Annotated in this window: 22 protein-coding genes and 2 tRNA genes; 21 read left to right on the top strand and 3 right to left on the bottom strand. The window is 60.6% G+C overall.

The window, feature by feature from the left end:
- Positions 1–272 precede the first annotated feature (272 nt).
- Positions 273–1,169, bottom strand: a complete 897-nt coding sequence (locus tag ACYP5B_RS25355) for a hypothetical protein (protein WP_459571520.1) — start codon at positions 1,167–1,169, stop codon at positions 273–275.
- A gap of 264 nt (positions 1,170–1,433) precedes the next feature.
- On the opposite strand from ACYP5B_RS25355, the gene paaA reads away from it, so the two are divergent.
- The 9 genes from paaA (at position 1,434) to ACYP5B_RS25310 (ending at position 8,787) form a co-directional block, all read left to right on the top strand.
- The gene (paaA, locus tag ACYP5B_RS25350) at positions 1,434–2,438 is read left to right on the top strand and encodes a 1,2-phenylacetyl-CoA epoxidase subunit PaaA (RefSeq protein ID WP_459571519.1); all 1,005 of its coding nucleotides are present in this window, start codon (positions 1,434–1,436) and stop codon (positions 2,436–2,438) included.
- Between the two features lie 13 nt (positions 2,439–2,451).
- Complete coding sequence (gene paaB / locus ACYP5B_RS25345; protein ID WP_318237373.1) at positions 2,452–2,736, top strand: 1,2-phenylacetyl-CoA epoxidase subunit PaaB; 285 nt, start codon at positions 2,452–2,454, stop codon at positions 2,734–2,736.
- Positions 2,737–2,751: 15 nt separating this feature from the next.
- Positions 2,752–3,552: a 1,2-phenylacetyl-CoA epoxidase subunit PaaC gene (gene paaC / locus ACYP5B_RS25340; RefSeq protein WP_459571517.1), complete on the top strand. Its 801-nt coding sequence runs from the start codon at positions 2,752–2,754 to the stop codon at positions 3,550–3,552.
- Positions 3,553–3,558: 6 nt separating this feature from the next.
- Positions 3,559–4,107 carry a 1,2-phenylacetyl-CoA epoxidase subunit PaaD gene (gene paaD / locus ACYP5B_RS25335; protein ID WP_459571516.1) on the top strand — a complete coding sequence of 183 codons (549 nt, stop codon included), beginning with the start codon at positions 3,559–3,561 and terminating at the stop codon, positions 4,105–4,107.
- Between the two features lie 24 nt (positions 4,108–4,131).
- On the top strand, positions 4,132–5,220 hold the full coding sequence (paaE, locus tag ACYP5B_RS25330) for a 1,2-phenylacetyl-CoA epoxidase subunit PaaE (protein ID WP_459571515.1): 1,089 nt from the start codon (positions 4,132–4,134) through the stop codon (positions 5,218–5,220).
- A 53-nt stretch (positions 5,221–5,273) separates the two neighbouring features.
- Positions 5,274–6,962, top strand: coding sequence for a phenylacetic acid degradation protein PaaN (gene paaN / locus ACYP5B_RS25325; RefSeq protein WP_459571514.1), 1,689 nt, complete (start codon positions 5,274–5,276; stop codon positions 6,960–6,962).
- Positions 6,963–7,167: 205 nt separating this feature from the next.
- Entirely contained in the window at positions 7,168–8,493 is a 1,326-nt protein-coding gene (gene paaK, locus ACYP5B_RS25320; protein ID WP_318237378.1) for a phenylacetate--CoA ligase PaaK, read from the top strand.
- Between the two features lie 138 nt (positions 8,494–8,631).
- Positions 8,632–8,707 (top strand) — tRNA-Asn (locus ACYP5B_RS25315).
- Between the two features lie 4 nt (positions 8,708–8,711).
- Positions 8,712–8,787, top strand: a tRNA-Gly gene (locus ACYP5B_RS25310).
- A gap of 90 nt (positions 8,788–8,877) precedes the next feature.
- Here ACYP5B_RS25310 and ACYP5B_RS25305 read toward each other — a convergent pair.
- Complete coding sequence (locus ACYP5B_RS25305; RefSeq protein WP_459571513.1) at positions 8,878–9,450, bottom strand: tyrosine-type recombinase/integrase; 573 nt, start codon at positions 9,448–9,450, stop codon at positions 8,878–8,880.
- Between ACYP5B_RS25305 and ACYP5B_RS25300 the strand changes: the two genes are divergently transcribed.
- From ACYP5B_RS25300 to ACYP5B_RS25290, 3 genes are all read left to right on the top strand, one after another.
- Positions 9,449–9,901: a DUF2958 domain-containing protein gene (locus tag ACYP5B_RS25300; protein ID WP_459571512.1), complete on the top strand. Its 453-nt coding sequence runs from the start codon at positions 9,449–9,451 to the stop codon at positions 9,899–9,901. The two genes, ACYP5B_RS25305 and ACYP5B_RS25300, sit on opposite strands and share 2 nt — an antisense overlap.
- Before the next feature lie 841 nt (positions 9,902–10,742).
- Complete coding sequence (locus tag ACYP5B_RS25295) at positions 10,743–11,819, top strand: Rieske 2Fe-2S domain-containing protein (RefSeq protein ID WP_459571511.1); 1,077 nt, start codon at positions 10,743–10,745, stop codon at positions 11,817–11,819.
- A gap of 403 nt (positions 11,820–12,222) precedes the next feature.
- Positions 12,223–13,593, top strand: a complete 1,371-nt coding sequence (locus ACYP5B_RS25290; protein ID WP_459571510.1) for an MFS transporter — start codon at positions 12,223–12,225, stop codon at positions 13,591–13,593.
- 82 nt (positions 13,594–13,675) lie between these two features.
- Here ACYP5B_RS25290 and ACYP5B_RS25285 read toward each other — a convergent pair whose 3' ends face one another.
- A complete protein-coding gene (locus ACYP5B_RS25285; protein ID WP_459571509.1) occupies positions 13,676–14,179 on the bottom strand; it encodes a MarR family winged helix-turn-helix transcriptional regulator in 504 nt (167 codons plus the stop codon).
- Between the two features lie 176 nt (positions 14,180–14,355).
- Between ACYP5B_RS25285 and ACYP5B_RS25280 the strand changes: the two genes are divergently transcribed.
- From ACYP5B_RS25280 to ACYP5B_RS25240, 9 genes are all read left to right on the top strand, one after another.
- Positions 14,356–15,189, top strand: coding sequence for a p-hydroxycinnamoyl CoA hydratase/lyase (locus ACYP5B_RS25280; protein ID WP_459571507.1), 834 nt, complete (start codon positions 14,356–14,358; stop codon positions 15,187–15,189).
- Between the two features lie 88 nt (positions 15,190–15,277).
- Positions 15,278–16,729 carry an aldehyde dehydrogenase gene (locus tag ACYP5B_RS25275; RefSeq protein WP_459571505.1) on the top strand — a complete coding sequence of 484 codons (1,452 nt, stop codon included), beginning with the start codon at positions 15,278–15,280 and terminating at the stop codon, positions 16,727–16,729.
- 98 nt (positions 16,730–16,827) lie between these two features.
- The gene (locus ACYP5B_RS25270) at positions 16,828–18,720 is read left to right on the top strand and encodes a feruloyl-CoA synthase (protein ID WP_459571572.1); all 1,893 of its coding nucleotides are present in this window, start codon (positions 16,828–16,830) and stop codon (positions 18,718–18,720) included.
- Between the two features lie 138 nt (positions 18,721–18,858).
- Positions 18,859–20,646: an acyl-CoA dehydrogenase family protein gene (locus ACYP5B_RS25265; protein WP_459571504.1), complete on the top strand. Its 1,788-nt coding sequence runs from the start codon at positions 18,859–18,861 to the stop codon at positions 20,644–20,646.
- A gap of 414 nt (positions 20,647–21,060) precedes the next feature.
- Positions 21,061–21,927, top strand: coding sequence for an amidohydrolase family protein (locus ACYP5B_RS25260; RefSeq protein WP_459571503.1), 867 nt, complete (start codon positions 21,061–21,063; stop codon positions 21,925–21,927).
- Between the two features lie 563 nt (positions 21,928–22,490).
- On the top strand, positions 22,491–23,660 hold the full coding sequence (locus ACYP5B_RS25255; RefSeq protein ID WP_459571502.1) for a porin: 1,170 nt from the start codon (positions 22,491–22,493) through the stop codon (positions 23,658–23,660).
- A gap of 146 nt (positions 23,661–23,806) precedes the next feature.
- Positions 23,807–24,211, top strand: a complete 405-nt coding sequence (locus ACYP5B_RS25250; protein WP_459571501.1) for a hypothetical protein — start codon at positions 23,807–23,809, stop codon at positions 24,209–24,211.
- 72 nt (positions 24,212–24,283) lie between these two features.
- Positions 24,284–25,333, top strand: coding sequence for an aromatic ring-hydroxylating dioxygenase subunit alpha (locus tag ACYP5B_RS25245; RefSeq protein WP_459571500.1), 1,050 nt, complete (start codon positions 24,284–24,286; stop codon positions 25,331–25,333).
- Positions 25,330–26,280 (top strand): PDR/VanB family oxidoreductase, encoded by a 951-nt coding sequence (locus ACYP5B_RS25240; RefSeq protein ID WP_459571499.1) that lies wholly within the window; start codon positions 25,330–25,332, stop codon positions 26,278–26,280. Before ACYP5B_RS25245 ends, ACYP5B_RS25240 begins: the two co-directional genes overlap by 4 nt.
- The last annotated feature ends 581 nt before the right edge of the window (positions 26,281–26,861 follow it).

Below are 26,861 nucleotides of genomic sequence, written 5' to 3'. Positions count from 1 at the left end.
CCCCCCCCCGGGAGTCCCTACGAAGTGGAAGTCCTCACGCTATGCGAGCGCCCGCCCTCTCCCCCGACCCCTCTCCCACAAGTGGGAGAGGGGAGCAAACCGGATGGTTCGCAACTTTGTCAGCAGTCTCAGCCCGCCAGACCGGCGGGCTTTTTTTGTCTCCGGCAAACCGGGTTCGCAACCGGCCGGCGCCCAGACCATGTTGCAGCCCAGGGCAATGTAGCGCTGCTGTGCGTTCTGCCTGGCTTGCCTGCCTGGTCCCCGAACGGGAATCAGGGTGCCGCGCCGACCGGCATGATTGCCGTCGTATCGATCCGCTGAACCTTGCCCTGCTCTCGTACTTCCGTACGCAGCACGAAGCGCTCGCTTGGGCAATACCAATCTGTGATCTGCATGACCGAAGGCGTTGTCATGATCAGCGTATCGACGAGTTGCGTCGGCCCAAGCGAGGAACGCTTTTCGTAAGTGATCGGTATGCACTCCTTGCGGCCTAGCGCTGTTTCAATGATGCGGCGCCGTCCGACGCGGCGCGAGCCGATGGTGATCGTGGCGTGCGGGGCGCGCAGTTCACCCACCTCCTCATCCGTTCCTCGCGCATAGATCTTGAGCGTAACGCTGGAGTTGACCGTCTCGCCGCCAAGTATCGCGCCCTCGCGCAGATCGACACCCGCGTAGTTGATCACACCTTCGCCGATGCTTGTCGATGCGCCATAGAGCCGGGCATAGCGCGCTCTCGCATTGATCTCTGAGTGGACTTCGATGTGGATCGCCGATGGCGCGGCGAGCGGCGAGATGCTGACCAGGTCGCGTTGATCCGCAATGACTGGCGGCCCCATCAGCGCTGCAAGCGCGCTCTTCGAGTGAATATGGATAATCGCCTGACATCCCGCCGGCGTACTTTCTAGCGGATCCTGGACCGTCGTAATAGACATCGGCATGGCGCCGTCTGCCTCCATCTGCACTTTCGCATCCGGGCGAGACCAGAGCGTTTCCCAGCAGTTCGCGCTACCCGCCGGTGGCGACGCTTCGGTCGACGGCGGCGTCTCGGACAAGGTCGGCGCGTCGGCCGCAGCCCACACCACCTGCGTGGCAGACAGGACAGCTGCGATGCCAATCGCGGCAAGCTCGCGCTTTACGCACACTTTCTTCCCCAGGGGGCAAATTTGCATTTTACTGCCCGGGTGCGGCATCAGGGGGGAAGCAGGCCGTGCGTCGGGATTCCTGGCAGGGAGGTGGTCCTGCCTAATGCTGCATGAAGGAGAGGCTATCCCAGGGCAAATATGCCTCGCTCATCACGCCGTTTCTTTCAGGTAGCAAGTTCCTCACCGGGTAAGCCTATGTGGCTATTGCTTTTGGCATGTCGATCTAAATAATAAATCAACCGGACGGTCGGTTTATAAATATACTGCGGCATCGGTTCACAGGAAATTGCCATGTACACCCAATCTCTTGATATCCCGGGCAACGCCCAGCCGCTCGAAACGGTGCAAGCCGACGTCTCGCCGGAGCAGGCGCATTTCGACGCGGTGATGGACGCTGACGGCAAGATCGAGGCGCAGGACTGGATGCCCGATGCGTACCGCAAGACCCTGATCCGCCAGATCTCGCAGCACGCGCATTCCGAAATCGTCGGCATGCAGCCCGAGGGCAACTGGATCAGCCGGGCGCCGAGCCTTAAGCGCAAGGCCATCCTGCTCGCCAAGGTGCAGGATGAGGGCGGCCATGGCCTCTACCTGTACAGCGCGGCTGAAACAATGGGCGTGTCGCGCGACCAGCTGGTCGATGCCTTGCACGCCGGCAAAGCCAAGTATTCGAGCATCTTCAATTACCCGACGCCCACCTGGGCGGACGTGGGCGTGATCGGCTGGCTGGTGGATGGCGCGGCGATCATGAACCAGATCCCGCTGTGCCGCTGCACCTACGGCCCGTACGCGCGCGCCATGATCCGCATCTGCAAGGAGGAGTCCTTTCATCAGCGCCAGGGCTTCGACGCGCTGCTGTCGATGATGAAGGGCACGCAGGCCCAGAAAGACATGGTGCAGCAGGCGGTGAACCGCTGGTGGTGGCCGGTGCTGATGATGTTCGGCCCCAGCGACAAGGATTCCATCCACAGCGGCCAGTCGTTCAAGTGGGGCATCAAGCGGATCTCCAACGACGACCTGCGCCAGAAGTTTGTGGACGCGACGGTCGAGCAAGCCAAGATCCTTGGCGTGACCCTGCCCGATCCGGACCTGAAGTGGAACGAGGCGCGCGGTGCGCACGACTACGGCGCGATCGACTGGGAAGAATTCTGGCGCGTGGTGAACGGCGACGGCCCGTGCAACAAGGAGCGCCTCGCCACCCGGGTGAAAGCGCACAACGATGGCGCCTGGGTGCGCGATGCCGCGCTGGCCTACGCCGAGAAGCAAGCCGTCCGCGCCCACAAACAAGCTGCTTGAACAGGAGACGAAGATGAACAAGGAATGGCCAATCTGGGAAGTATTCGTGCGTAGCAAGCAGGGCCTTGACCACAAGCATTGCGGCAGCCTGCACGCGCCCGATGCCAGCGGCGCGCTGCGCATGGCGCGCGACGTCTACACGCGCCGGCAGGAAGGCGTGAGCATCTGGGTGGTGCCCTCGGCCATGATCACGGCGTCCGACCCGGCCGACAAGGAGTCGTTCTTCGAGCCGGCTGGCGACAAGATCTATCGCCATCCCACTTTCTTCGTGCTGCCGCCCGAAATCGACCACATGTAAGCCGGGACCCAGAACATGACCACGCCCCAACATTTGTCCTACGTGCTGCGCCTTGCCGACAATGCGCTCATCCTCGGCCAGCGCAACAGCGAGTGGTGCAGCCAGGGCCCGGCGCTCGAGGAAGACATTGCGCTGGCAAACATCAGCCTGGACCTGATCGGCCAGGCGCGCCTGCTGTATTCGCACGCAGCTACCCTTGACGAAGCGCTGACGGGCACGCGGAAAACCGAAGACAGCTATGCCTACTTCCGCGAGGAGCGCGAGTTCGCCAACTACACCCTGGTGGAGCTGCCCCACTTCGGGCCGCTCGCCGGCACGGCGCGCGCCGAGCGCGACTATGCGGTCACGATCACGCGCAACTTCCTGTATTCCGCGTTGATGGGGCACCTGTGGACGGCATTGCAATCGTCCACCGACACGGATCTGGCGGCCATCGCCGCCAAGTCGCTGAAGGAAACCCGCTACCACGTGACCCACGCGGCCGACTGGTTGATCCGCTTTGGCGATGGCACCGAGGAGTCGCACCGGCGCGCGCAGGGGGCACTGGATTACCTGATGCCGTACACCCGTGAGTTCTTCGCGACCGATGCGGTGGAAGCCGCGGTTGCGGCAGCCGGCATCGGCCCCCTGATGGCGGACCTCGAGCCCGCCTGGCAGGCAGACGTCGCCGCCACCGTGGCGCAAGCAACGCTCACGCTGCCCAGCGAAGCGAAGCACATCACCACCGGCAAGCACGGCGAGCACTCGGAACACATGGGCTACCTGCTTTCTGAAATGCAGAGCCTTGCGCGCCAGCATCCCGGCGCCACCTGGTAGATCGAGATGAACGCTGCCGACATGCTGATGGAGTCCGACGCCATGCTGGAGCGCGCCTGGACCGTACTCGAAGCCGTACCCGATCCGGAAATTCCGGTGGTGTCGATTCGGGAACTGGGCATCCTGCGGGACGTGCGCCATGGCGCCGACGGCGCCCTCGAAGTCGTTATCACGCCAACCTATTCGGGATGTCCGGCGATGTCGCAGATTGCCGAGGATATCGAGCAGGCGTTGAACGCCGCCGGAATCCTTTCCCATCGCGTTGTCACCGTGCTAGCCCCCGCCTGGACCACCGACTGGATGACCAGCGAAGCACGCGACAAGCTGCGGCAGTACGGCATCGCGCCCCCGATGGGCAACTGCGGCGCCGACCACGCGCCGCAAGAAAAGACCATCCGCTTCGTGCCGCGCACGGCAGCCTACGATAGGCCCGCATGCCCGCAATGCGGCTCCGTGCACACCGAGCGCCTCGCGCAGTTCGGCTCGACGGCCTGCAAGGCACTGTACCGCTGCATCGATTGCCGCGAGCCGTTCGACTACTTCAAACCGTACTGAACCGTACTGACCTGGACCGACAACATGGCGACTCCGCAATTTCATCCGCTGCGTATCCGCGAGGTACGGCCCGAGACCGCCGATGCGGTGACCGTCTCGTTCGAGGTGCCCGAGGCCCTGCGCGACGCGTACCGCTTCACGCAAGGGCAATTCGTCACGCTCAAGGCGCACCTCGATGGCGAGGAAACCCGCCGGTCGTATTCGATCTGCGTGGGCGTCACCGACTATGACCGGGATGGCGAGCTGCGCATCGGCATCAAGCGGGTACGCGGCGGCAGGTTCTCCAATTTTGCCTTCGACACGCTGCAGCCCGGCCACGAGATCGAAGTGATGACGCCCGACGGCCGCTTCTTCACGCACCTGAACGCCGATCTGTCACGGTCCTATGTGGCGTTCTCGGGCGGCTCCGGCATCACGCCCGTGCTCGCGATCATCAAGACCACGCTGGAGACGGAGCCGACGAGCCGCTTCACGCTGGTGTACGGCAACCGCAGCGTCGACGCGATCATGTTTGCCGAAGAACTCGAAGACCTCAAGAACCGTTATATGAGCCGGTTCTCGCTGTATCACGTGCTGTCCGACGACCTGCAGGAAGTCGAGCTGTTCAACGGCGTGCTGGATCAGGAGAAGTGCCAGGCCTTCCTGTCCACGCTCACGCCCGCGGCCGAGATCGACGAAGCCTTCATCTGCGGTCCCGGCCCGATGATGGACGCCGCCGAGGCCGCGCTCAAGGCCGCCGGCGTGCCACCCGAGAAGGTGCACGTGGAGCGCTTTGGCACGCCGTTGCCGCAAGCGGGCGTGCCGCCCATCGAGATCACCGACGACACGCCGACCGCGGATCTCGAGCTGATCATCGACGGCAAGAAGCGCAAGCTGCGGCTGCCGTATGTGGGCGTCAGCGTGCTGGACGTCGGCCTGAAAGCGGGCCTTGCATTGCCCTACGCCTGCAAGGGCGGCGTGTGCTGCACGTGCCGGGCCAAGGTCCTGGAAGGCGAAGTCAAGATGGAAAAGAACTACACGCTGGAGCAGCACGAGATCGACGACGGCTTCGTGCTGACCTGCCAATGCCATCCGGTCTCCGACCGGGTTGTCGTGAGCTACGACGAACGGTAAATCGACGCACAGCAAGCGCAGTACCGCAACCCTCTAAAAAATACGGCCCCGCGATGAATCACGCCCTGTTTGAAAAACACGAGAAGACACTTGCCCACGCCCTGGACGCAATCCGGACCCGAGGCTACTGGAGCCCCTTCAATGAGATGCCCAGCCCGCGCACCTACGGCGAAACCGCCGCCGCCGACGGCGAAGCGGCATTCAAGGCGCAGCTCGGCCAGCCCTTTGCGCTCGATCAAGCCGGCAGCAATGGCACGGTTGGCACGGAGCATTCGCCATTCGGCTTCGCGCTGAATATCGGCTATCCCAACGCGGAGCCGGACGCGCTGATCGCGGCGGCACAAGCGGCGCAGGTGCAATATCGCAAGGCCGGCCCGAAGGCCTGGGTCGGCGTGAGCATGGAGATCCTGGCGCGGCTGAACCAGGCCAGCTTCGAGATCGCGCACAGCGTCATGCACACCACCGGGCAGGCGTTCATGATGGCCTTCCAGGCCGGAGGCCCGCACGCGCAGGATCGCGCGCTCGAGGCAATCACTTATGCGTGGGATGCCATGCGCGACATTCCGGAGACGGCGTACTGGGAAAAGCCGCAAGGCAAGAATCCGCCGCTCGCCATGGAAAAGCGCTTCACCGTCGTGCCGCGCGGGATCGGCCTGGTGATCGGCTGCTGCACGTTTCCCACCTGGAACAGCTACCCCGGCCTGTTCGCGGATCTGGCCACCGGCAATGCCGTCATCGTCAAGCCGCATCCCGCCGCGATCCTGCCGCTGGCCATCACCGTGCGTATCGCGCGGCAGGTGCTGGAGGAGGCCGGCTTCGACCCGAACGTCGTGACCCTGTTGGCTACCGCGCCCAACGACGGCGCGCTGGTGCAGTCGCTGGCCACGCGCGACGAGATCCGGCTCATCGATTTCACCGGCAGCACCGCCAACGGCGACTGGCTGGAGGCGCACGCGCTGCAGGCGCAGGTCTATACCGAGAAGGCGGGCGTCAACCAGATCGTGATCGACTCGGCGGATGAACTGAAGGCGGTGTCGCGCAACATCGCGTTCTCCCTCGCGCTTTACTCGGGCCAGATGTGCACCGCGCCGCAGAATATCTACGTGCCGCGCGATGGCATCAAGACGGCCGAAGGCACGGTGCCGTTCGAGGTGGTGGCCCAGTCCATCGCCGACGCCGTGCAAAAGCTGACGGCCGATCCCGCCAAGGCCGTCGAGCTGATCGGCGCGATCCAGAACAAGGGCGTGCTCGAGCGGATCGAGCAGGTAACAAAGCTGGGCGTGCCGCTCCTTGCCAGCCAGCGCCTGGTGCATCCGGCCTACCCGCAGGCAAGCGTCAGCACACCGGTCCTGCTGAAGCTCGACGCCAATCGCGACGAGGCGACATTTACGCAGGAATGGTTCGGCCCGATAGCGTTTGTGATCGCCACCGATTCCACCCGGCACTCCCTGGAACTCGCCGCGCGCATCGCTCGCACGCGCGGCGCGCTGACGCTGTCCGTCTACAGCACGGACGAACAAGTGCTCGATGCCGCTGACGAGGCCGCGGTGTCCGGTGGCGTTGCGCTGTCGGTCAACCTCACGGGCGGCGTCTTCGTGAACCAGTCGGCAGCGTTCTCGGACTTCCACGCCACCGGCGCAAATCCCGCGGCCAACGCGAGTCTGGCCGATACGGCGTTTGTCGCCAACCGCTTCCGCGTCGTACAAAGCCGGCGGCATGTGCCGCAGCGCGAGCCCGCATGATGTTTGCATGAGGCTTGCCGCCGAAGCCAAGGCATCCGGACGGCTTCGGGTCTCGAACTACCGATAGATCAGCACGTTGCCAACCTGGCGCGGCATGACGGCGAAGACCGTCGACGCGACGGCCAGGTTGGCAGGCTGCTGCGTGGCGCCCCCGTTCCCGCCACCGTCCAATCCTATTTCGCCGTGTCATTCTCAGGAGACAACCGTGGTCCAGCCAATTCCTCAACCGGGTGAACTCGAAGCCATCGAACTAGCCAGCCGCGACGAACTCCAGGCGCTGCAACTGGCGCGCCTCAAATGGTCGCTGCGGCATGCCTATGACAACGTGGCGCACTACCGCCGCGCTTTCGACGCAGCCGGGGTGCATCCGGACGACCTGCGCCAGTTGTCCGACCTGGCGAAATTCCCCACCACGTCCAAGCAAGACCTGCGCGACAACTATCCGTTCGGGCTGTTTGCCGTGCCCAAGGACGAGGTGGTGCGCGTGCACGCATCGAGCGGCACGACCGGCAAGCCCACCGTGGTGGGCTATACCGCGAAAGACATCGACACTTGGGCCAACGTGACCGCGCGCTCGATCCGTGCGGCGGGCGGCCGTCGTGGCGACACGCTGCACAACGCGTTTGGCTACGGCCTGTTCACAGGCGGCCTCGGCATCCACTACGGCGCGGAGCGGCTCGGCTGCATGGTCGTGCCGATGTCCGGCGGCCAGACCGAGAAACAGGTGCAGTTGATCCGCGATTTCGAGCCGTCGATCATTCTCGTCACGCCTTCGTACATGCTCAACCTGATCGACGAGATGGCACGCCAGGGCATGAACCCGGCGGAGTCGTCCCTGAAGATCGGCATCTTCGGCGCAGAGCCGTGGACGCAGGGCATGCGCGGCGAGATAGAGACCCGGGCCGGCATCCAGGCTGTCGACATCTACGGCCTCTCGGAGATCATGGGCCCGGGCGTGGCGTCCGAGTGCATTGAAAGCAAGGACGGCCCGGTGGTCTGGGAGGACCACTTCTATCCCGAGATCATCGATCCGGTCACCGGCGAAGTGCTGCCCGACGGCAGCCAGGGCGAACTGGTATTTACCTCGCTCTCCAAGGAAGCCATGCCGATGATCCGCTACCGCACGCGCGACCTTACCGCGCTGCTGCCGCCGACATCGCGGTCGATGCGCAGGCTGGCGAAGATCACGGGCCGCTCGGACGACATGCTGATCATTCGCGGCGTCAACGTATTCCCGAGCCAGGTCGAGGAGCTGATTCTCGGCATTGCCCGGCTCAGCGGCAACTACCAGCTGTGCATCACGCGCGACGGACATATGGATTCGCTGTCCGTGTCGGTGGAGGCGCGCTCGGAGATCTGCGCCTCGCTGGCCGATAGCGAGCGCGCCCAGCTGGCACGTGAGCTGCAGCACCGGGTGAAGACGATGATCGGCGTTTCCACGGCCGTGCGCGTCCTGAATGCCGGCGAGATCAAGACCACCGCCACCGGCAAGGCGCAGCGCGTGCTCGACTTGCGGCACGTCAGCGCCTGAGACCGTAGCTGCGGGAGGCGCCGCAGCCGAGCCAGGAGCAAGCCAATCGCATCCGATTCACGCGCATCGCAAAAAAAACTATTCAAAAACGCAAAAGGCTGTTGTACAATCCGGCCTCCGTTTCAGAACGGAACTTGTTCCCCGATAGCTCAGTTGGTAGAGCGCCGGACTGTTAATCCGTAGGTCCCTGGTTCGAGCCCAGGTCGGGGAGCCAAAAAGCGGGAGTAGCTCAGTTGGTAGAGCGCAACCTTGCCAAGGTTGAGGTCGCGAGTTCGAGCCTCGTCTCCCGCTCCAAAATGGCAAAATTTACCCGCTAGGGTATCGTGAGAGCGCCCGCATCAGGTCGCCTCCCAAACGAGAGGGCGCCCGAACCTCCCGTAGCTGTCAACATTCCATCTGCTCCAGATACGAAACCAAATCCCGCATCTCGTCGATATCGGGGTGGACATACTTCATCGTCGTATTGAGACTCGTATGTCCAAGCTGAAGCTGAACAAGCTTCGGGTTCTTCGTCACTCGCATCAATTTCGTTCCGGTCGTGTGGCGGAAGCGATGGCAGGATGCAACTATCCCATGTGTATTCCTGAGTTCGGCGAAGACGTCACGCAGTCTCCAGGTTGAGAATTTGTCTTCTGTGATCGGGATGTGACCTACATCGAGACGATGCAGGATCTCGTTGCGTTCGTTGAAGCTAGCTTTGTCCACCATGAAGAAGCATTCAAGGTGACCGGTGTTCGGCTGGTGGCCGCTGTCCAGGCAGAAGTGCCGACGCGACAGTGGGATCTTCCACTTGATCGTTGTCCCGTATGCAGGCCAGACGATCTGCCCGGGCCTGAAGAGGATTGCCCGAGGAAGACCACGTGGGTCGAGCCTGGAATTCGTGTGATCCATCTCAGGGACGGAACAATCGGTGTGTTTGATTTCCGGATGTCCTACCTTGCGGCAGATTTCATCCATGCGAATTTCTGTGCGTCATGGCGTGAGATTCAATGTGTGCGGGATCTCCCGTGTTCCGGGGCGCTTCGTCGACGACCGCTGCGATTGGCGGCGTACCCGCTCGGCGCGCAGGCCGAGGCGAGCGATCCGATTCGTCGTGGCCAAGCTCTTTGACGTTGCCGGGTCTGCGACCTGGTGGCTGACAGAGTATGACCCCAAGGACAGGATCGCCTTTTGCTACGTCACTGGCATGGCCTACGACGAATGGGGAACCACCTCGATCGACGAGCTGTTTGAGCTGTGGATGACTTTCGCAGTCGATCCTCGGCGCAATGTCTGGCGCGTGCAAACCACGAAGCCGGGCATCGGGACGCCACGGGTTGAGCTCGATTGTTTGTTCGAGCCGAAGCGGTTCAGTGAGGTTAAGCAGATGGTGGCGAAGTATGCGTTGAGAGCCAATAACGCTGTTTGAGCTTCGCTTCGTACGTAATCTGGAGAGGGCAACCTCTTTGCACTTGGTCGGAACCGCCGAGAATCCTGGAGGCAGGATCCTTGGCGGTCCGAACCATATCGCGTCACCTGAGAGGCGCATTTCGCCCCTCGCGAATCCATCGGGTTCGCTGAGCGTCCTGCAGGCAGGGTTTTCGGCCAATCTGATTGCTGCGCATCAAGACCAATCGCTCCGGCCGTTGCAATCCGCTTGGCCGGCTGGCGCCGAGCAGTCGCGATGTCGCTCTCCGCGCAGCAATCAGCATTGGCAACGCGTTGCAGAGACCTCGAGTTGCAGGATGCTCGCAAACCATACGGTCCTCGACGGGTGCCTTCATATGCCCCCCGGCTGCCGCTAGGGGTCGCTGCACCTGACGTCGCGACAACGTGGACCGCGCCCTTGGCTCAGCACAGCATCTTATGGCACTGCCCGCGTGGGAAGACGGCACGCGATCTGCTCCTGCGCGGCGTATCTCAAAGAAAAATAGAAGGATATAGCCTTTTTTAAGATCGGTCTAAGGACCTGCAGCGGCGTCCTGTGGTGGGGAAGGGCCTCCTGTGCCCATCGCAATGTGCGAGACATGCTGTCTGATGCGGATAAAACCCGAGAATAGGCGAGAAATTCGTTATAGAGGCATCTCATCATCCTGCGAAGCACTTAGTGTATACACCTATGAACTAGCCGCCAAACGTGGTTGACGCGCTGATGCAACAACCAATAATATAGGATCTCAAACTAAATATTTGGCGCAGTGGTGAAGCCATGCCGTCGCGAGCATCCTTATGACGCAATCGAGGTGGTGGAGCCGGCATATGGAGGCAACATGTTTATTCGCGACGCATGGTACATGGTGGGTTGGGCCCAGGATTTTCCCGAGGCGAAGCTTGTCCCGTTCACTCTATTGAGTGAAAAGCTGGTGATCTTTCGCAAGAGCGACGGATCGCTTGCTGCTCTGGCGGACCGGTGTAGCCACCGATTAGCACCGCTGTCGCTGGGACGGCTCGAATGCGATCAGATCCGCTGTATGTACCACGGGCTCAAGTTTGACTCGAAAGGATGCAACACCGAAGTTCCATTCGGTGGGCGCGCTTCGCCGACCATGAACGTGCGCTCGTATCCGATCGCAGAGCGACATAGTGGAGTGTGGGTGTGGATGGGGGAAACCGAAAAGGCTGACGTTGACCAGATTCCGCCATTTGTGGGCGTCGATCATCCTGACTGGGCCTTGGCGCCGGGTCGAATGGACTACAAAGCGAACTATCGGCTCGTTAACGACAATCTACTGGACCTGTCGCACGTGACCTTTGTGCACAAGGATAGTTTCCTTTCGGGTCGAGGGTACAACCCCAAGACGATTGACGCAGCGCGGCCAACCGTCTCCGCGTTGCCCAATGGGGTGCAGGTTCAACGCTTGGCTTCTTCCGTGCCAGTCGTCCAGTTCCTGGCGCATCGATTCGAGCCAGGGCTGATGTGCGATCAGGTCATGCGGTATGACTTCCTGCTCCCTGGTGTGTTTCTCATGCGCCACACCATGTATCCGGAAGGCGCTTTGGCACGTGCGAAAGCCCTTGGTCTCCCGGATGGAACAGTTAGCGAAACGCCGTTGTATGACCAATTCACCTGTCAGGCGGTAACACCGATCACGGAGACGTCCACTTGCTACTTCTGGGCTTTCGGACCGTGGGAAAGGGCACGTGAGGACAAGGATCTCTTTGCCACGCTCGGCATTCAGGCTTTCGAGGAAGATCGCATGATGGTTGAAGGTCAGCAGGAGATCATCGACGGTAGCCCCGGCGAGAGAATGAAGTTACTGGCGATGGACGGAGCGGCGGTGATCTACGGGCGTCTGGAAGCACAACGCATGGAGGCTGGGCGAACGGATGCGCAACTGGCTGCCTGAGTTCTCCTAGAGCATGCCGAATCTGCTATGGCTGATCAGGCTATCAGAGGAGCGTGCGTCACGGACCTACGCGTCAGCGCGACAAAACGGCACCTTCATATTGCGGTGTCAAGCTTCCATATCAGATTCGAACAGCAAGGTGTCAGGATCCTGTCCTTCGTGGCGGCCCACTGTCCGACGGGCCCGGTGGCCACTGAAGACTGGGAGTCGGGCCGGGGCTGCCCGTGGCGCACAGGTCCACGCCGGGGACCAGCGCATTGGCCGACCCGACTTCTACTTCAAGCCGAAGTTGTTTTTGCATACCGGTACCTGGCGTTCGCCCTCCCTACTAAGACGGTTGAACTCAGGACCCGGCTACGGAACAAATCAAGGCCTTCCGCAGAGAAGGCGACAGGAGACACGCTTGAAATCCCCTTCGATTCACAATCTGTCCGAGGCGATCGATGCCCGGCCCCTCAGTCGCTTTCAGTGGCGCGTTTTCGCCCTCTGTTTTTTGTGTCTCATGTCGGACGGCTTCGATGCGCAGGCTCTGGGTTACGTTGTGCCGCCCATGAGCAAGACGTGGGGTGTGATGCCATCAACATTCGCGCCCGCGTTCTCAGCGGGGCTAGTTGGTATGGCGTTTGGTGCGCTCGTGCTAGGCAGCTTGGCGGACTATGTCGGCCGCCGCAGGATCATCGTCGCTTGCATGTTCATCGCGGGCGTCGTGACATGGGCGACGTCGTATGTGAACACGATGCCAGAACTCATTGGTGTGCGGACGGTCGCCGGCATTGCGATGGGGGGGCTGATTCCAAATGTGCTCGCGTTGTGCGCGGAGTACAGTCCCTCCCGCCGACGCGCGCTGGTGGTGATGGTTACTGCCTGCGGTTTGTCTATGGAGTCGGCATTGGGTGGCTTTGTGGCGGGATCGCTGCTTACGAGCCACGGTTGGCCGGTCGTGTTCCAGATCGGCGGAGCGATATCTGTGGCCCTCTCCGTGCTCACGCTGGTTGCGCTGCCCGAGTCGATCCGTTTTTGCGCCCTGCGCGAGGGCAAAGGAGCTGAACTTACCAGCCTGATGCGACGGGTCTGCCCTGACCTTGGGCGAGACACGCAGGCGCGCTGGATCGTCAACGAAGAAAAGGCGACGGGCTTTACGGTGACACATCTCTTTGCCCAAGGCCGTGCTCGATTCACATTATTGATTTGGATAATCTACTTTACTTGCCTGCTCGAGATCTATTTTCTCGCGAGTTGGCTGCCCACCGTGCTCGCGCGCGCGGGCCTGTCGACCTCGTTATCCGTTTATGCGACCTCCGTCCTGCACATTGTTGGCACGGTAACAAGCATTACCCTAGGCACTGTGCTCGACCGCGGCAACCCCGCGAGGGTGCTCTCCGCGCTCTTTATGATGGGTGCGATGTCGATTGCCTTGATTGGTGTTTCGCTGGACAACGCGCTGATGCTTTTGCTTGCCACAGCCGGAGCCGGCGCTGGCATCGTAGGGGGGCAGGCTGGCATGCATGCGATAGCCACTCGGACCTATCCCACCTTCATGCGCTCCACCGGCATGGGTTGGGGATTGGGCATCGGTCGCATCGGCTCGGTGGTCGGGCCGCTTGCGGGCGGCTTGCTGCTGGCTATGCAATGGCCCGCGCAGGACCTGCTACTGGTGGGCGCATTGCCTGCTTTGGTAGCGGCGGGGGCGGCATTCGCGCTTTCCCGCCTGATCTCGGGCGATATGGTCACGCCCGCAACGACTCACGGGCCGGGCAGCGGTATTGGGAGGTAGTGCTGCATACGCAGACTCTTCGATTGAAGGACTCAGCAAAAAAATGAAGGCATTGCCATCAACGCGCTCGTCCACGCTAGCGCTAACGAAGGTTGCGTGTGCACTGCTGCAGCAGTGCACACAAGAGTGCCGCATGCTCGGTGTCGATGCCTTCCAGCATTTCACGCTCTACCCCTTCAATCGTCTCATCGCATTGCGTTAGCAGCGCGCGCGCCGTTTCGGTCAGGCTGAGCAGCACGATGCGACCGTTTGCGGGGTCTGGCTGGCGGACAATCCAGTCGCGCGCTTCCATGGTTTTTACGACTTCATTGGCTGCCTGCGGGGAGATTAGCGAGCGGTCCGCCAATTGCGCGTTCGACGACGGACCACGCGCATGCAATACCGAGAGCGCCGTGAACTGTGGCGTGCTGAGGCCATGCTGGGCCAGCACTTCACCCAGGCGCTTCTTGACGATCCGGTCAGCGCGTCCGATCAAGTAGGCCAATCGGGGCGGCTGCGCGGCAGGCGCCTTCTCGCCCGCCAGTGCAGTTCTGTCGTTCTTTGCAATCGCGCGTGCTTTGGATGCTGTGACATTCTGGCCCTTCATCGCTCTGATTTGTCTCGCTCTGTCTTGGTGCTTGAGATCGCCTCCGAATATCGGCGACCCAGGACGGGTTAAGGATAGGTTTTTCGAGGTAGCAATGATATTCTACTTGCCATATCAGGTAGCTTGATATTAAATTGATTTGTTGATGAACAGAGAAGCATGAATAGGAGGAAGAGATGGCGGATTACGAGGGACGCTGGAAGACCGTAACGGTCGAAGTAGTGGAGGGCATTGCTTGGGTAACGTTCAACCGCCCGGAGAAGCGCAATGCGATGAGCCCGACGTTGAACAACGAGATGGTCCAGGTGCTCGAGGCGGTTGAGCTGGATGCCGATGCCAGGGTGCTGGTACTGACGGGCGCCGGCGACGCATGGACTGCAGGCATGGATCTGAAGGAGTACTTCCGCGAGATCGACGCGGGCCCCGAAATCTTGCAGGAAAAGGTTCGTCGCGATGCCTCCCAGTGGCAATGGCGGCTGCTACGGATGTACTCCAAGCCGACTATCGCGATGGTCAACGGCTGGTGCTTCGGCGGCGGTTTTTCGCCTCTGGTAGCGTGCGATCTCGCCATCGCCGCCGACGAGGCCGTGTTCGGCCTGTCAGAGATCAACTGGGGCATCCCCCCGGGCAACCTGGTCAGCAAGGCCATGGCCGATACGGTTGGGCATCGTCAGGCGCTTCACTACATCATGACCGGCGATACCTTCACTGGCCAGCAGGCCGCGGCGATGGGGCTGGTCAACAAGAGCGTACCGCGCTCGCACCTGCGTGATCACGTACTTGAGTTGGCTGCGAAGTTGCTGGAGAAGAATCCGGTGGTCCTGCGCGCGGCCAAGCTTGGCTTCAAACGCTGCCGTGAGCTGACCTGGGAGCAGAGCGAGGACTACCTGTACGCGAAGCTCGACCAAGCTCAATTGCGCGATCCCGAACATGGGCGTGAGCAGGGTCTGAAGCAATTCCTTGACGACAAGTCGATCAAGCCCGGCCTGCAGGCCTATAAGCGGGACTGACGGCGCCGGCGCGCGCTGGGTTCACACAAGATCCCCAAGAGATGCGGGGTATGCCCATCGCGCATGCCCCGCCAGGAGACTTCACGTCATGAATGAGCTGACCATGCTGATCGGCGGGCAAGACCGGCCTGCAGCCAACGGTGCCACTTTCGAGCGCCACAATCCCCTTACCGGCGCTGTGGTATCGCGTGCCCCTGCAGCAACGCCGGCCGACGCGATTGCTGCGGTGGATGCGGCAGCAGTGGCTTTCCCTGTGTGGGCAGCGCTTGCGCCGGGTGAGCGCCGCAAGCGCTTGCTCGCGGCCGCCGATCTGATGGACAGGCGAACCGCCGACTTCATTGCCGTCGGTGCTGCGGAAACCGGCGCGATGCCAAACTGGATCGGGTTTAACGTCATGCTGGCCGCCAACATGCTGCGCGAGGCTGCTGCCATGACGACGCAGATCGATGGCAGCGTCATTCCATCCGATGTGCCTGGCAGCCTGGCTCTGGCTGTGCGGCAACCATGCGGCGTGGTACTGGGAATCGCGCCATGGAATGCCCCGGTGATCCTCGGTACCCGAGCCCTCGCGATGCCACTGGCATGCGGCAACACCGTCGTACTGAAGGCAGCTGAAGCCTGTCCCGGCCTGCATCGCATGATTGGCGCCGCGCTGCAGGAAGCTGGGCTTGGCGATGGCGTGGTCAATGTGGTGACGAATGCGCCCGAGGACGCCGCGCAGGTGGTCGAGACACTGATCGCCCATCCGGCCGTGCGGCGGGTAAATTTCACGGGATCGACCCACGTGGGCCGCATCATTGCCCAGCATGCCGCAAAGCATCTTAAGCCTGCGCTGCTCGAACTGGGGGGGAAATCTCCGGTCCTGGTGCTCGACGACGCAGACCTTGACGCGGCCGTGGATGCAGTCTCCTTTGGCGCCTTCTTTAATCAGGGCCAAATCTGCATGTCGACCGAGCGAGTGATCGTACATCGGGCTATTGCCGATGAGTTCGTCGAAAGACTCGCTGCCAAGGCCCGCACGCTGCGCGCAGGAGATCCATCCGACCCGTCGTCGGTTCTTGGTGCAATGATCAGTTCGCAGGCCGTGCAACGTGTATGCGCGCTAGTGCAAGACGCGCGCGACAAGGGCGCAAGGTTGCCGGTGGGGCTGCACAGCGACGGCGTCATCATGCAACCGGCGATTGTCGACGGCGTCACGCCGGAAATGGCGCTCTATCGAGACGAGTCATTCGGGCCGGTGGTGACGGTGGTGCGCTTCGATAACGACGAGGAAGCCATCCAGCTAGCGAACGACAGCGAGTTTGGCTTGTCGGCCGCCGTGTTCAGCCGCGACGTTTCCCGGGCACTGCAGGTGGCCAAGCGCATCGAATCCGGCATTTGCCACATCAACGGACCAACCGTGCACGACGAAGCGCAAATGCCATTCGGTGGCGTCAAGAGCAGCGGCTATGGCCGTTTCGGCAGCAAGGCGTCGGTGGATGCGTTTACCGAACTGCGCTGGATTACGATCCAGAGCGGTTCGCGTCACTATCCGATCTGAGCGCTGCCGGCACTAAAAATCGGAGACCAGTTCGGTCAAGGCCGAACGTGGCCGAGGGACACACCAATGGTAGGAGACAGGACGTGAGCAACGTCACGATACAAGCCAACCCTTCCCCTGGCACGGCGCCGGCGATTGCACCAAACAGCGCTGCTGGCCCGCGCTACCGCGCGGTCGATGTCGGGAATGCGGGTGCCATTGTGACCAGAGACGGTGACATCTGGCACTTTCGCTCCAGCGAAGCGCTGCAGAATTACCCGCTGCGAATGACGGACTGCCTGGTGGCCGGCGCGATCCGTCACCCGGATCGGATCTTGGCCGCACAGCGTAGCGCCGACGGTGGCTGGACTGCAATCACCTATGCCCAGATGCTGGATCGTGCACGCTCGATCGGCCAGTCCTTGCTGGACCGCGGGCTGTCCGAACAGCGCCCGCTAGCAATCCTCTCCGACAACGACCTGGAGCACCTGCAACTCACGCTCGGCGCCATGTGGGCCGGCGTGCCGTTCTCGTCAGTCTCCGCACCGTACTCGTTGATTTCGACAGATTTCGGCAAGCTGCGCCATGTGTTCTCCGTGCTGACGCCCGGCCTTGTCTACGCTGCCGACGGGGAGGCCTTCGCTAGGGCGATCTCCGCAGTCGTGCCGGCAGATCTGGAGGTGGTCACCCGCGACGGCAACTTGCGCGGGCGCGGGGCTACGGCTTTCGAAGAATTGCTGCGGACGCAGCCCACCAGCGTTGATCAGGCGCAAGCAGCGACGGGCTGGGACACCATCGCGAAATTCCTGTTCACTTCCGGCTCCACCCGCGAGCCCAAGGCCGTGCCGACCACGCACGGGATGTTGTGCAGTAACCAGCAGATGCTGCGCCAGACTTTCCCCGAGTTCGCCAAGACGCCTCCGGTACTCGTTGACTGGTTGCCATGGAACCATACTTTCGGTAGCAGCCATAACTTTGGCATCGTGCTCTACAACGGTGGCACGATGTATCTTGATCATGGCAAACCGGTCTCCGGGCGGTTCGAGGAAACACTGCGCAACTTGCGTGAGATTGCGCCCACGGCCTACCTTACGGTTCCGAAGGGCTGGGAGGAACTCGGGCTCGCTCTGGAGCGGGACTCTGTCCTGCGCGAGACCTTCTTCTCGCGCGTGAATCTCTATTTCTTCGCGGGCGCTGGGCTCTCTCAGGAAGCGTGGGACCGGCTTGAGCGCGTGACGGAGGCCCATTGCGGCGAGCGCATTCGGATTATGTCAGGCCTGGGTATGACCGAGACCTCGCCTAGCAGCCTCTTTACCACGACATCGATCATGCAGGCAGGCTATGTTGGCACGCCAGCACCGGGTTGCGAACTTAAGCTGGTGCCGGTCGATGGCAAATATGAGGCACGCCTTCGAGGTCCTCATGTCATGCGCGGCTACTGGCGCCATGAGGGGGCAACGAACGAAGCGACGTTTGACGAGGAGGGTTACTACTGCACCGGCGACGCGCTGAGGCTTTATGACCCGGCTCGTCCCGAACTTGGTCTGATGTTCGATGGGCGCATTGCGGAAGACTTCAAGCTCAGTTCAGGTACTTTTGTCAGCGTGGGCCCACTGCGCGCACGTGTTATCGCCGCCGGCGCGCCCTATGTGCAGGACGTGGTTGTTGCGGGTGCGGACCGCGATGCTATCGGCCTGCTGGTGTTTCCACGTGTAGCGGATTGCCGTCGGCTTGCAGGCCTGTCAGAGGACGCGTCGGTACGTGATGTGCTGAGCACACCGGCTGTCAGGTCCGCATTCTCCGTATTGCTGCATACGATTAACCAGTCCGCTACCGGCAGTGCCACACGCGTCAACAGCTTGCTTCTGGTCGACGAGCCGCCCTCGGTGGACCGGGGCGAGATTACGGACAAGGGTACGTTAAACCAGCGGGCGATCCTCAAGCATCGAGCGACCCAGGTAGACGCCTTGTATCGAGACGATTCATCGCATCTGGGTGTGATCAGAGATTAGCCCGAAGCAGATTTGCCCGCGCCGCACCCAAGGGGGTGTGGTGCCGATTCGCGCTGCGCTCGACTTTTCCACCGGGGCCGCAGCGCCCCATAGTCAGCGTCATTTAAGCGCCGCCCCTGCAATCGACATTTTATAAGCATGCTTACCTATACCGCCCCCTTGCGTGATATGCGCTTCGTCATCGAGGAATGGCTAGACGCGCCATCTGCTTGGGCATGCATGCCGACATTTGCAGAACTGGATGCCTCGATCGCAGCGCAGGTGCTAGACGAGGCTGCGCGCTTCGTCTCCGACCGGCTGGCGCCGCTCAATGCTCCCGGCGACCGCGAGGGTGTGCAGTTCAGCGGCGGGGCGGTGAGCATGCCGAAGGGTTTCGCGGCCGCGTACCAGGACTACGTGGCGGCAGGCTGGCCCGCGCTCGCCGCGGATCCATCGCATGGAGGGCAGGGCCTACCTCAGCTCCTCAATGTGGCTCTGGTCGAGATGCTGGCAGCAGCGAACCACGCCTGGCTGATGTCGCCGGGGCTTTCAGAGGGGGCGGCCGAATGTGTCCGGGTGCATGGGTCGGACTGGCTCAAGGCGCGTTACCTCGACAAGCTGGTTAGCGGCGAGTGGCTGAGCACGATGTGCCTGACTGAGGCGCAAGCCGGCAGCGATCTCGGGCGGATTGCCACAAAGGCGGTGCCTCATCACGACCCAAACGACGCGGAGACCGCATATAAGATCAGTGGCACGAAGATCTTCATTAGCGGCGGGGACCACGATCTGACCGCAAATATCCTGCATCTGGTGCTGGCCCGCTTGCCAGACGCGCCAGCGGGAACCCGGGGACTGTCTCTGTTCCTGGTACCGAAGCTTCTGGAGCAGGATGGTGTGTGGCAGGCCAATGGCGTGACGTGCTCAGGCATTGAAGAGAAGATGGGCCTGAAAGCAAGTCCCACTTGCACACTGAGTTTCGACAACGCGCTGGGATGGCTTGTTGGGGAAGCCCACCGTGGGCTGCAGGCGATGTTCGTGATGATGAACGCTGCGCGGCTGCAGGTAGCGATGCAGGGTCTGGGCCATGCCGAGACGGCACGGCAATGGGCCACGGCCTACGCTGTCGACCGCCGGCAATCGCGGGCCGTTGGTCGGCGGGACCGGACGGAATGCGCTCATGAGTCCGATGCGATCATTCTGCTGCCGGCAATCCGGCGCATTCTTCTGGACTTGCGCTGTGTGGTGGAAGGCGAGAGGATGGTCGGCTACTGGCTCGCGCACTGGCTGGATCTTGCCGCGGCCCACGCTGATCCCGAGCAGCGCCGCGAGGCAGCTTTGTTTGCTTCATTGCTGACGCCAGTAGCCAAAGCAAGCTTTACGGCCAACGGCTTCGAGGCCGCTTCGAAGGCGCTGCAGGTGTTTGGCGGCTATGGCTACATGCACGAGTTCGGCATTGAGCAGACCCTGCGCGACAGCCGGGTCACCATGATCTATGAGGGTACCAATGAAGTCCAGGCGATCGACTTTGTGGTGCGCAAGGTCATTGGGGACGAGGGCAAGGCCTTGCGCCGGCTCCTCGAGGTTATCAGCGCGGAGTCCGAAACCGGGGAGTGCGGCGAGACAGGTCGAAGCGCACGACAGCTTGCGTTGCTTTGCGAGCAGACTCGCACGACAGCAGCAGCGCTGATTGCCGAAAGCGGGGACGACCCGGAACTGCCGTATCGGGTAGCCGCAGACTTCCTGGCGATGATGGATTTGCTGCTCCAGGCTTATGCCTGGACACGGACACTGCGCCTGACAATGTCACGCAATACTTCGCAATTCCATGTGGAGAAGTCCGAAATCGCAAGGCACTTCTTCAACTACCGCCTTTGTGAGTTTGAGTACCGAAGGAACCTTGTTGACTGCGCGCGCCGTTGCACTTTGCCGCTCCTTCGCGAGTCATGAGCTCTGTGGGCTCGGCAAGGTCGGCCATGCATGAACGGCGCGATCTGATGCGGCAGCTGAGGCGTACCTCCTTGGAACTTAGTTGTGAACTGCAGCACGCTAACTGGCTCGTGGGGCGTGACAATTCGACCTTCATTGCGTTGAGGATTGAGGCAGCCCTACGCGAGAAAAGAGCATCGCGCGCAATACTTTTGCTTGCCGCGGCTGCGGAGTTGCGGATAGGCGTCACTGGCCGGCTACTGGATCGCTGTGGGGCCGTTGTACCAAACACCGCCTCATCCGGGCTGCGATGCTTATTTTGGGCAGCCAGCGCGCGGCTGATGCGCCACCGGCTATTGCTCTCCGATCGCTCCCAATGAGTCGCTTGACACCTGCGATCAGCGCCTATCCGACCAGAAGACGAAGAGGTATCCATTGGACCACAAGAACCTGATCGCCATCGACATCCACACTCACGCTGAAGTGAGTTGCTGGAATCCCTTCGACAACTACGGTGAAGAGTATGACCGTGCGGCAGACAAGTACTTTGGCAGCAACAGCCGGCCCACTATTGCGGAGACGGTGGGCTACTATCGCGAGCGCAAGATAGGCCTGGTTATGTTCACCGTCGATAGTGAGTCCCAGCTGGGCCGCCGTCGAATCCCGAACGAAGAGATCGCACAAGCTGCACGTGAGAACAGCGACATGATGGTCGCCTTTGCGAGCATCGACCCGCATAAGGGAAAGATGGGCGCGCGGGAGGCAGAACGCTTGATCAAGGAAGAGGGTGTCAAGGGCTTCAAGTTTCACCCGACGGTGCAGGGCTACCATCCCTACGACAGGATGGCCTGGCCGATCTATGAGGTGATCAACCACCACAAGCTGCCTGCCATCTTCCACACAGGCCATAGCGGCATAGGCTCCGGCATGCGGTGCGGGGGTGGCTTGCGGCTTGCGTACTCGAACCCCATGCACCTCGATGATGTCGCGATAGATTTTCCGGAAATGAAGATCGTTATGGCCCACCCAAGCTTTCCGTGGCAGGACGAAGCTCTAAGTGTGGCGACGCATAAGCCCAACGTCTGGATCGACCTCAGTGGGTGGAGTCCGAAGTACTTTCCGAAACAGCTTGTGCAATATGCAAACACTCTTTTGAAGGATCGAATCCTCTTCGGTAGCGACTATCCGCTCATTACGCCAGAAAGATGGATGCGGGATTTCGAAGTTGCTGGCTTCAAGCCGGAGGTGATGCCAGGAATATTGAAAGAAAACGCAGTGCGACTGCTTGGACTGCCTGAGTGATCGATATCTCCCTGAAGTCAATCAATGAGCACATCCCAGGTCCGGGGAGACGATCGTCGCTTCTCCTTGGAAATAGCTGACATCCCAGTGGTTTTGTGTACGGCATCGAAAAGAAGAAGATCAAGAATCATACGCGGTGATTTATATCGGTGTTTGTACCTATGTTTTTGCCTGCTGCAATGGTTGACTGCTTCGCGTAAATGATCAAATATAGGATGTCAAACTAATACAGTAATATCGTTCCGATCGACTCGTCGCTGTCCTGGGGAAGGATGTGAATAGGATGTGAAGAGTGCGTTCTAGGCATATTCTTTGCGCGATTTGATCGGATCAGGTGATGCTGACCTAACCTCGGCAAGGCTGGCGGCCAGCGCGATGTAGTTTGTGTCATAGATAGAAATTTAGGACGTATTACAAGAGTTAAATGGAAAGTAGGCTTTAAGATTGCAAAATTGATATGGTTGGCGCGTTATGCGCGATATGGAAGGTGTTAGGGTGGCGAAATATAGGTGGGATGTTGAATTATAAAAATAGATTTCAAGATTGGATTATCTGATCAAATTATGATGACCAAATTTTGGATAATTGAACCAAGTGGAGGAGATAAATTGAGGAAGACAAAGATTTTGATGGCGGCACTCTGTATGCTTTCCGGCGTAGCGAGAGCTCAGAGCGGATTGACTCTCTACGGTGTCATAGACACCAACATCGAATATGTCAATCAGAGGAGTTCGTCAACTGGAGCGTCAGGGCCCAATTTCGGGGTGAACACCGGTGGCCTCGCGGCAAGTCGGTTTGGTTTCCGTGGTGTCGAGGATCTCGGCAATGGATTGCGGGCATTGTTTGTCCTCGAGGGACAGTTCAATTCCGATACCGGAAGTATGGTTGCGAATCCAAGCGGAACGCGCCTGTTCGATCGACAGGCGTTCGTTGGTCTGGAAGACGGTAGCTTTGGGCGACTTACCTTTGGCCGCCAGTACACTTCCCTGTTCATTGGCCTGGCAAGCTACTCCCCGACGGCCTATACGCTGTATGAACCCTTCATGTTTATGACCGGCCTGGCTTACCGGTCGGATAACGTCGTAAATTACTCCGGAAAGTTTGGGCCAGTCGCGGCGCGAGCACACTACAGCTTCGGTAATGGGGTGTATGGTCCCGGTGAGACCCCTGGAAATGCACGGGCCAATACCGGATACGGTGCGGCATTGGATTATTCCAATGGTCCATTCGGTGTTGTAATTGCATATGACCAGTTCAATCCGACGCTTCCCCCGCCCTTTGCCGATTCCGGAATCGGGAGATTCAGAAAGGCAGCGCTTGCCGGCGGATACAATATCGGCGCATTCAGATTGACTGCAGGATATCGCTGGGGCAAAGACGAATTCTCGAATGGTGTGGTTGCAATGCGAGATGACCTTTTTTGGGCGGGTGTAGGTTATCAGGCAACACCGGCTCTCAACTTCGTGCTGGCGTATTACTACGACAAGCTGCATACCGTTCGGTCGACGCCGTCGGGTGTTTCCTCGCCGTCGTCAAATCCATACCAGATCAGCTTTCTCACGACCTATGAATTCACCAAGCGAACGAGTATTTATCTTTCGACGGCCTATTCAAAGAACAGTGCTTTGGGATTCCAGGACGTTTCAAGCACCGAGTCAGCAAATATCTACATGCGAGGAAAGGGCATGAGTAGTCAGTTTGGTGCGGCTCTGGGCATCCGTCACATATTTTAGCGCCTAGTCATCTAGGGGGCTCGTTTGGCACCCTCGGGTGCCTTTTTTGTCATTCCGGCGCGCGCCAAAGAGATAGGTCCGGTCTGCATATGGCGAGGAGAAAGATTCCATGGAATATGACAATTATTCCCTAGGCGATACCAAACATGGAAGCAGTCCATCACAGTCAATCCGGGCTTTGCTTGGGTCGAGAGAACTGGTGCGGGGCTGCGAGCTCAAGCCTGGTGTATGAATCTCCTAACGCCGCCGGCAGCGCGCTGGTGGCGAGACAGATGGAAAAGATAATGAGCATCCCTTTCGCGTCGGCAAGCGCTTTCGAGATGGTCCAATCCGTTGAGGAGAGCGCACGTGAAATGCTGTTGCTCGCACAAGCCCAGCACCGCAGCGTAGTGGAAGCAATCGAATGTCGCGAAGGCGCGCGCGCCGCAGCACTGATGCGTGAGCACAGCCGCATCGCAAATCGAAATCTAATGGTCGCCCTTCAGAATCAGAAAACAATGTCAAAGGTTGTCGGAGGAAACTTGATTCGCCGTGGTGGTCGCACGACCTGAAAACTCAATCCCCTACTCAATAAACACATCTCACTCTGGTGCTGACGCCCCGGAGGCGATGAAGGAGAAGCAATGTTCATAAAGAACACTTGGTATGTGGCCTGTACGCCTGAGGAACTCGCTGGCAAGCCACTTGGTCGCACCATTTGTAATGAAAAGATGGTGCTGTTCCGTGACAATGACGGGAAGGTTTCCGCGCTGGAGGGCTTCTGTCCGCACCGCGGTGCGCCACTCTCGCTGGGCTTCGTGCGCGATGGCTCGTTGGTGTGTGGCTATCACGGTTTGGCCGTGAGCGGCAATGGAAAGTGTGCAAGCATGGCCGGTCAGCGAGTGGGTGGATTCCCGTCCATCCGCAGTTTCCCGACAGTGGAGCGTCACGGCTTTGTCTGGGTCTGGACCGGCGACGCTGCGGCAGCCAACCCTGACACAGTCCCCCACTTGGCCTGGGCGGATAGCCCTGACTGGGCCTACGGCGGCGGCCTGTACCACATCCAGTGCGACTATCGACTGATGATCGACAACCTCATGGATCTGACACACGAGACCTACGTGCACGCAAGCAGCATCGGGCAGAGCGAGATCGAGGATGCCGCGCCGGCGACCACGGTGGACGGCGACGAGGTCATCACCAGCCGTCATATGGAAAGAATCATGCCGCCGCCGTTTTGGGCCTCCGCACTGCGCGGGAACGGCTTGGCCGATGACGTACCGTGTGATCGCTGGCAGATCTGCCGCTTCGAGCCGCCCAGCCACGTGATGATCGAGGTAGGTGTCGCACACGCCGGCAAGGGTGGCTATCATGCTGAGGCGCAGCACAAGGCATCGAGCATCGTGGTGGATTTTATTACCCCCGAGACTGAAACCTCGATCTGGTACTTCTGGGGCATGGCACGCAACTTCAAGCCCGAAGATGCGCAGTTGACCGCTACCATCCGAGAAGGCCAGGGCAAGATCTTTGGCGAGGACCTGGAGATGCTGGAGGCTCAGCAGCGTAACCTGTTGGCCAATCCGCAGCGCGGGCTTTTGAAGCTCAATATCGACGCTGGCGGCGTGCAGGCGCGTCGGGTGATTGATCGTCTGATCCTGCAAGAATCCTCTCAACAGCAGGTGGCTGAAGCATGAAGGTCAGAATCGCAAGGAAGATTGCCGAAACGGCGGACATCGCAGTCTTCGATCTCGTCGCGCCAGATGGCGAGGCGTTGCCGCGTTTCACTCCTGGTGCCCATGTCGATGTGAAGGTTGGCAATGGTTTGGTGCGCCAATATTCACTCTGTGGTCATCCCGAGGAGACGCACCGCTACCAAATCGGTGTAATGCGCGAGCCCGCGTCGCGAGGTGGATCTACTGCGATGCATGAGTTGGCGACGGGCGACACCCTGGAAATCAGCGAGCCGAGGAACCACTTCCCGCTGGATGCCGCTGCCAGTCACTCGATCCTCTTTGCCGGAGGGATAGGGGTCACTCCTATCCTTAGCATGGCCCTGTACCTTGCCGGTGTCGGTGCGTCGTTCGAGGTGCATTACTGCACTCGCGCGCCGGAGCGCACAGCTTTCCGGGAGCGCTTTGCGCAGAACGATCTCCGCGATTGCACAACTATCTACTTCGACCAGGTCGGCAAACAGCGCGCGGATCTTGCGGCTATCCTTGCTACACCAAGACCTGACACGCATCTTTATGTATGCGGGCCTGCAGGATTCATGGATGCAGTGCTAGGGCAGGCGCGGCAAGCAGGCTGGAACGAAGACAAACTTCACCGCGAGTACTTCGCCGCGCCAGTCGGCTCCGACAGCGCTACTGCCAATACCGCCTTCCAGGTGAAGGTGCAGAGTTCAGGCTTGGTTGTCGACGTTGCTCCTGATCAGACTGTGGTCCGGGCGCTCTGTGCAAATGGCGTGGAAATTCAAACGGCCTGCGAACAAGGAGTTTGTGGTACATGCCTGACGCGTGTGCTTGCTGGCCAGCCGGATCATCGCGACGTGTATCTGACGGAGCAGGAGCGGGCCGCGAACGACCAGTTCCTACCTTGCTGCTCACGCGCGAGAACGCCTTTGCTGGTGCTGGATCTCTAACAGAGAGGCTGTGCGCGTGCGTCGCTGCGGACTCCCCGCAGCGTGTCGCGAGGTTCGTATCGACGCCTTTCAGCACCTCATCCCTCATTCCTGCGCCCGTCGTATGGCATGCATGAGCGGGTCGCGCGCCATATCGATCGGACTCAGCAGCATGCTGCGACCGCGTGCGGAGATGGAGCTCGCGGACGGTCCAGAGGCGAGATTCTATCGTTCTTGCAACCTCATCGATTGACGAACCTTCCACCAAAGGTGAATCCGTCTACTGACCACGCGCGATCGCCTTGCCCGGGATGGGTATTGACAGGTTTGTCGGAGGTTGGCCGTTGAATCTCCGTCAGGCCAGCATCTTGTTGGACGCAGGGTAGCGACGCCGCCAAAAATTCGCATTTTGCCCACACGGATTATCCCGCGAGAGCCCGCACAATTTGAGTGCGAATCTGAGGCGATGATTGCTCGCAACGCTCGCCGGCAACGAAGAACCGCAGCCAATTGCGACTTGGCTACCATCGACTCCGGTCGGGTGTCCTGGCCATTTAATCCAGCCGCCGCAATCCGATGGATTGACGAAGTGAGCCGCCCCG

The organism is Cupriavidus sp. 8B (genome assembly GCF_054589115.1).
Note: the sequence above shows the minus strand (reverse complement) of the source record. Positions and strands in the feature narration are given on the sequence as shown.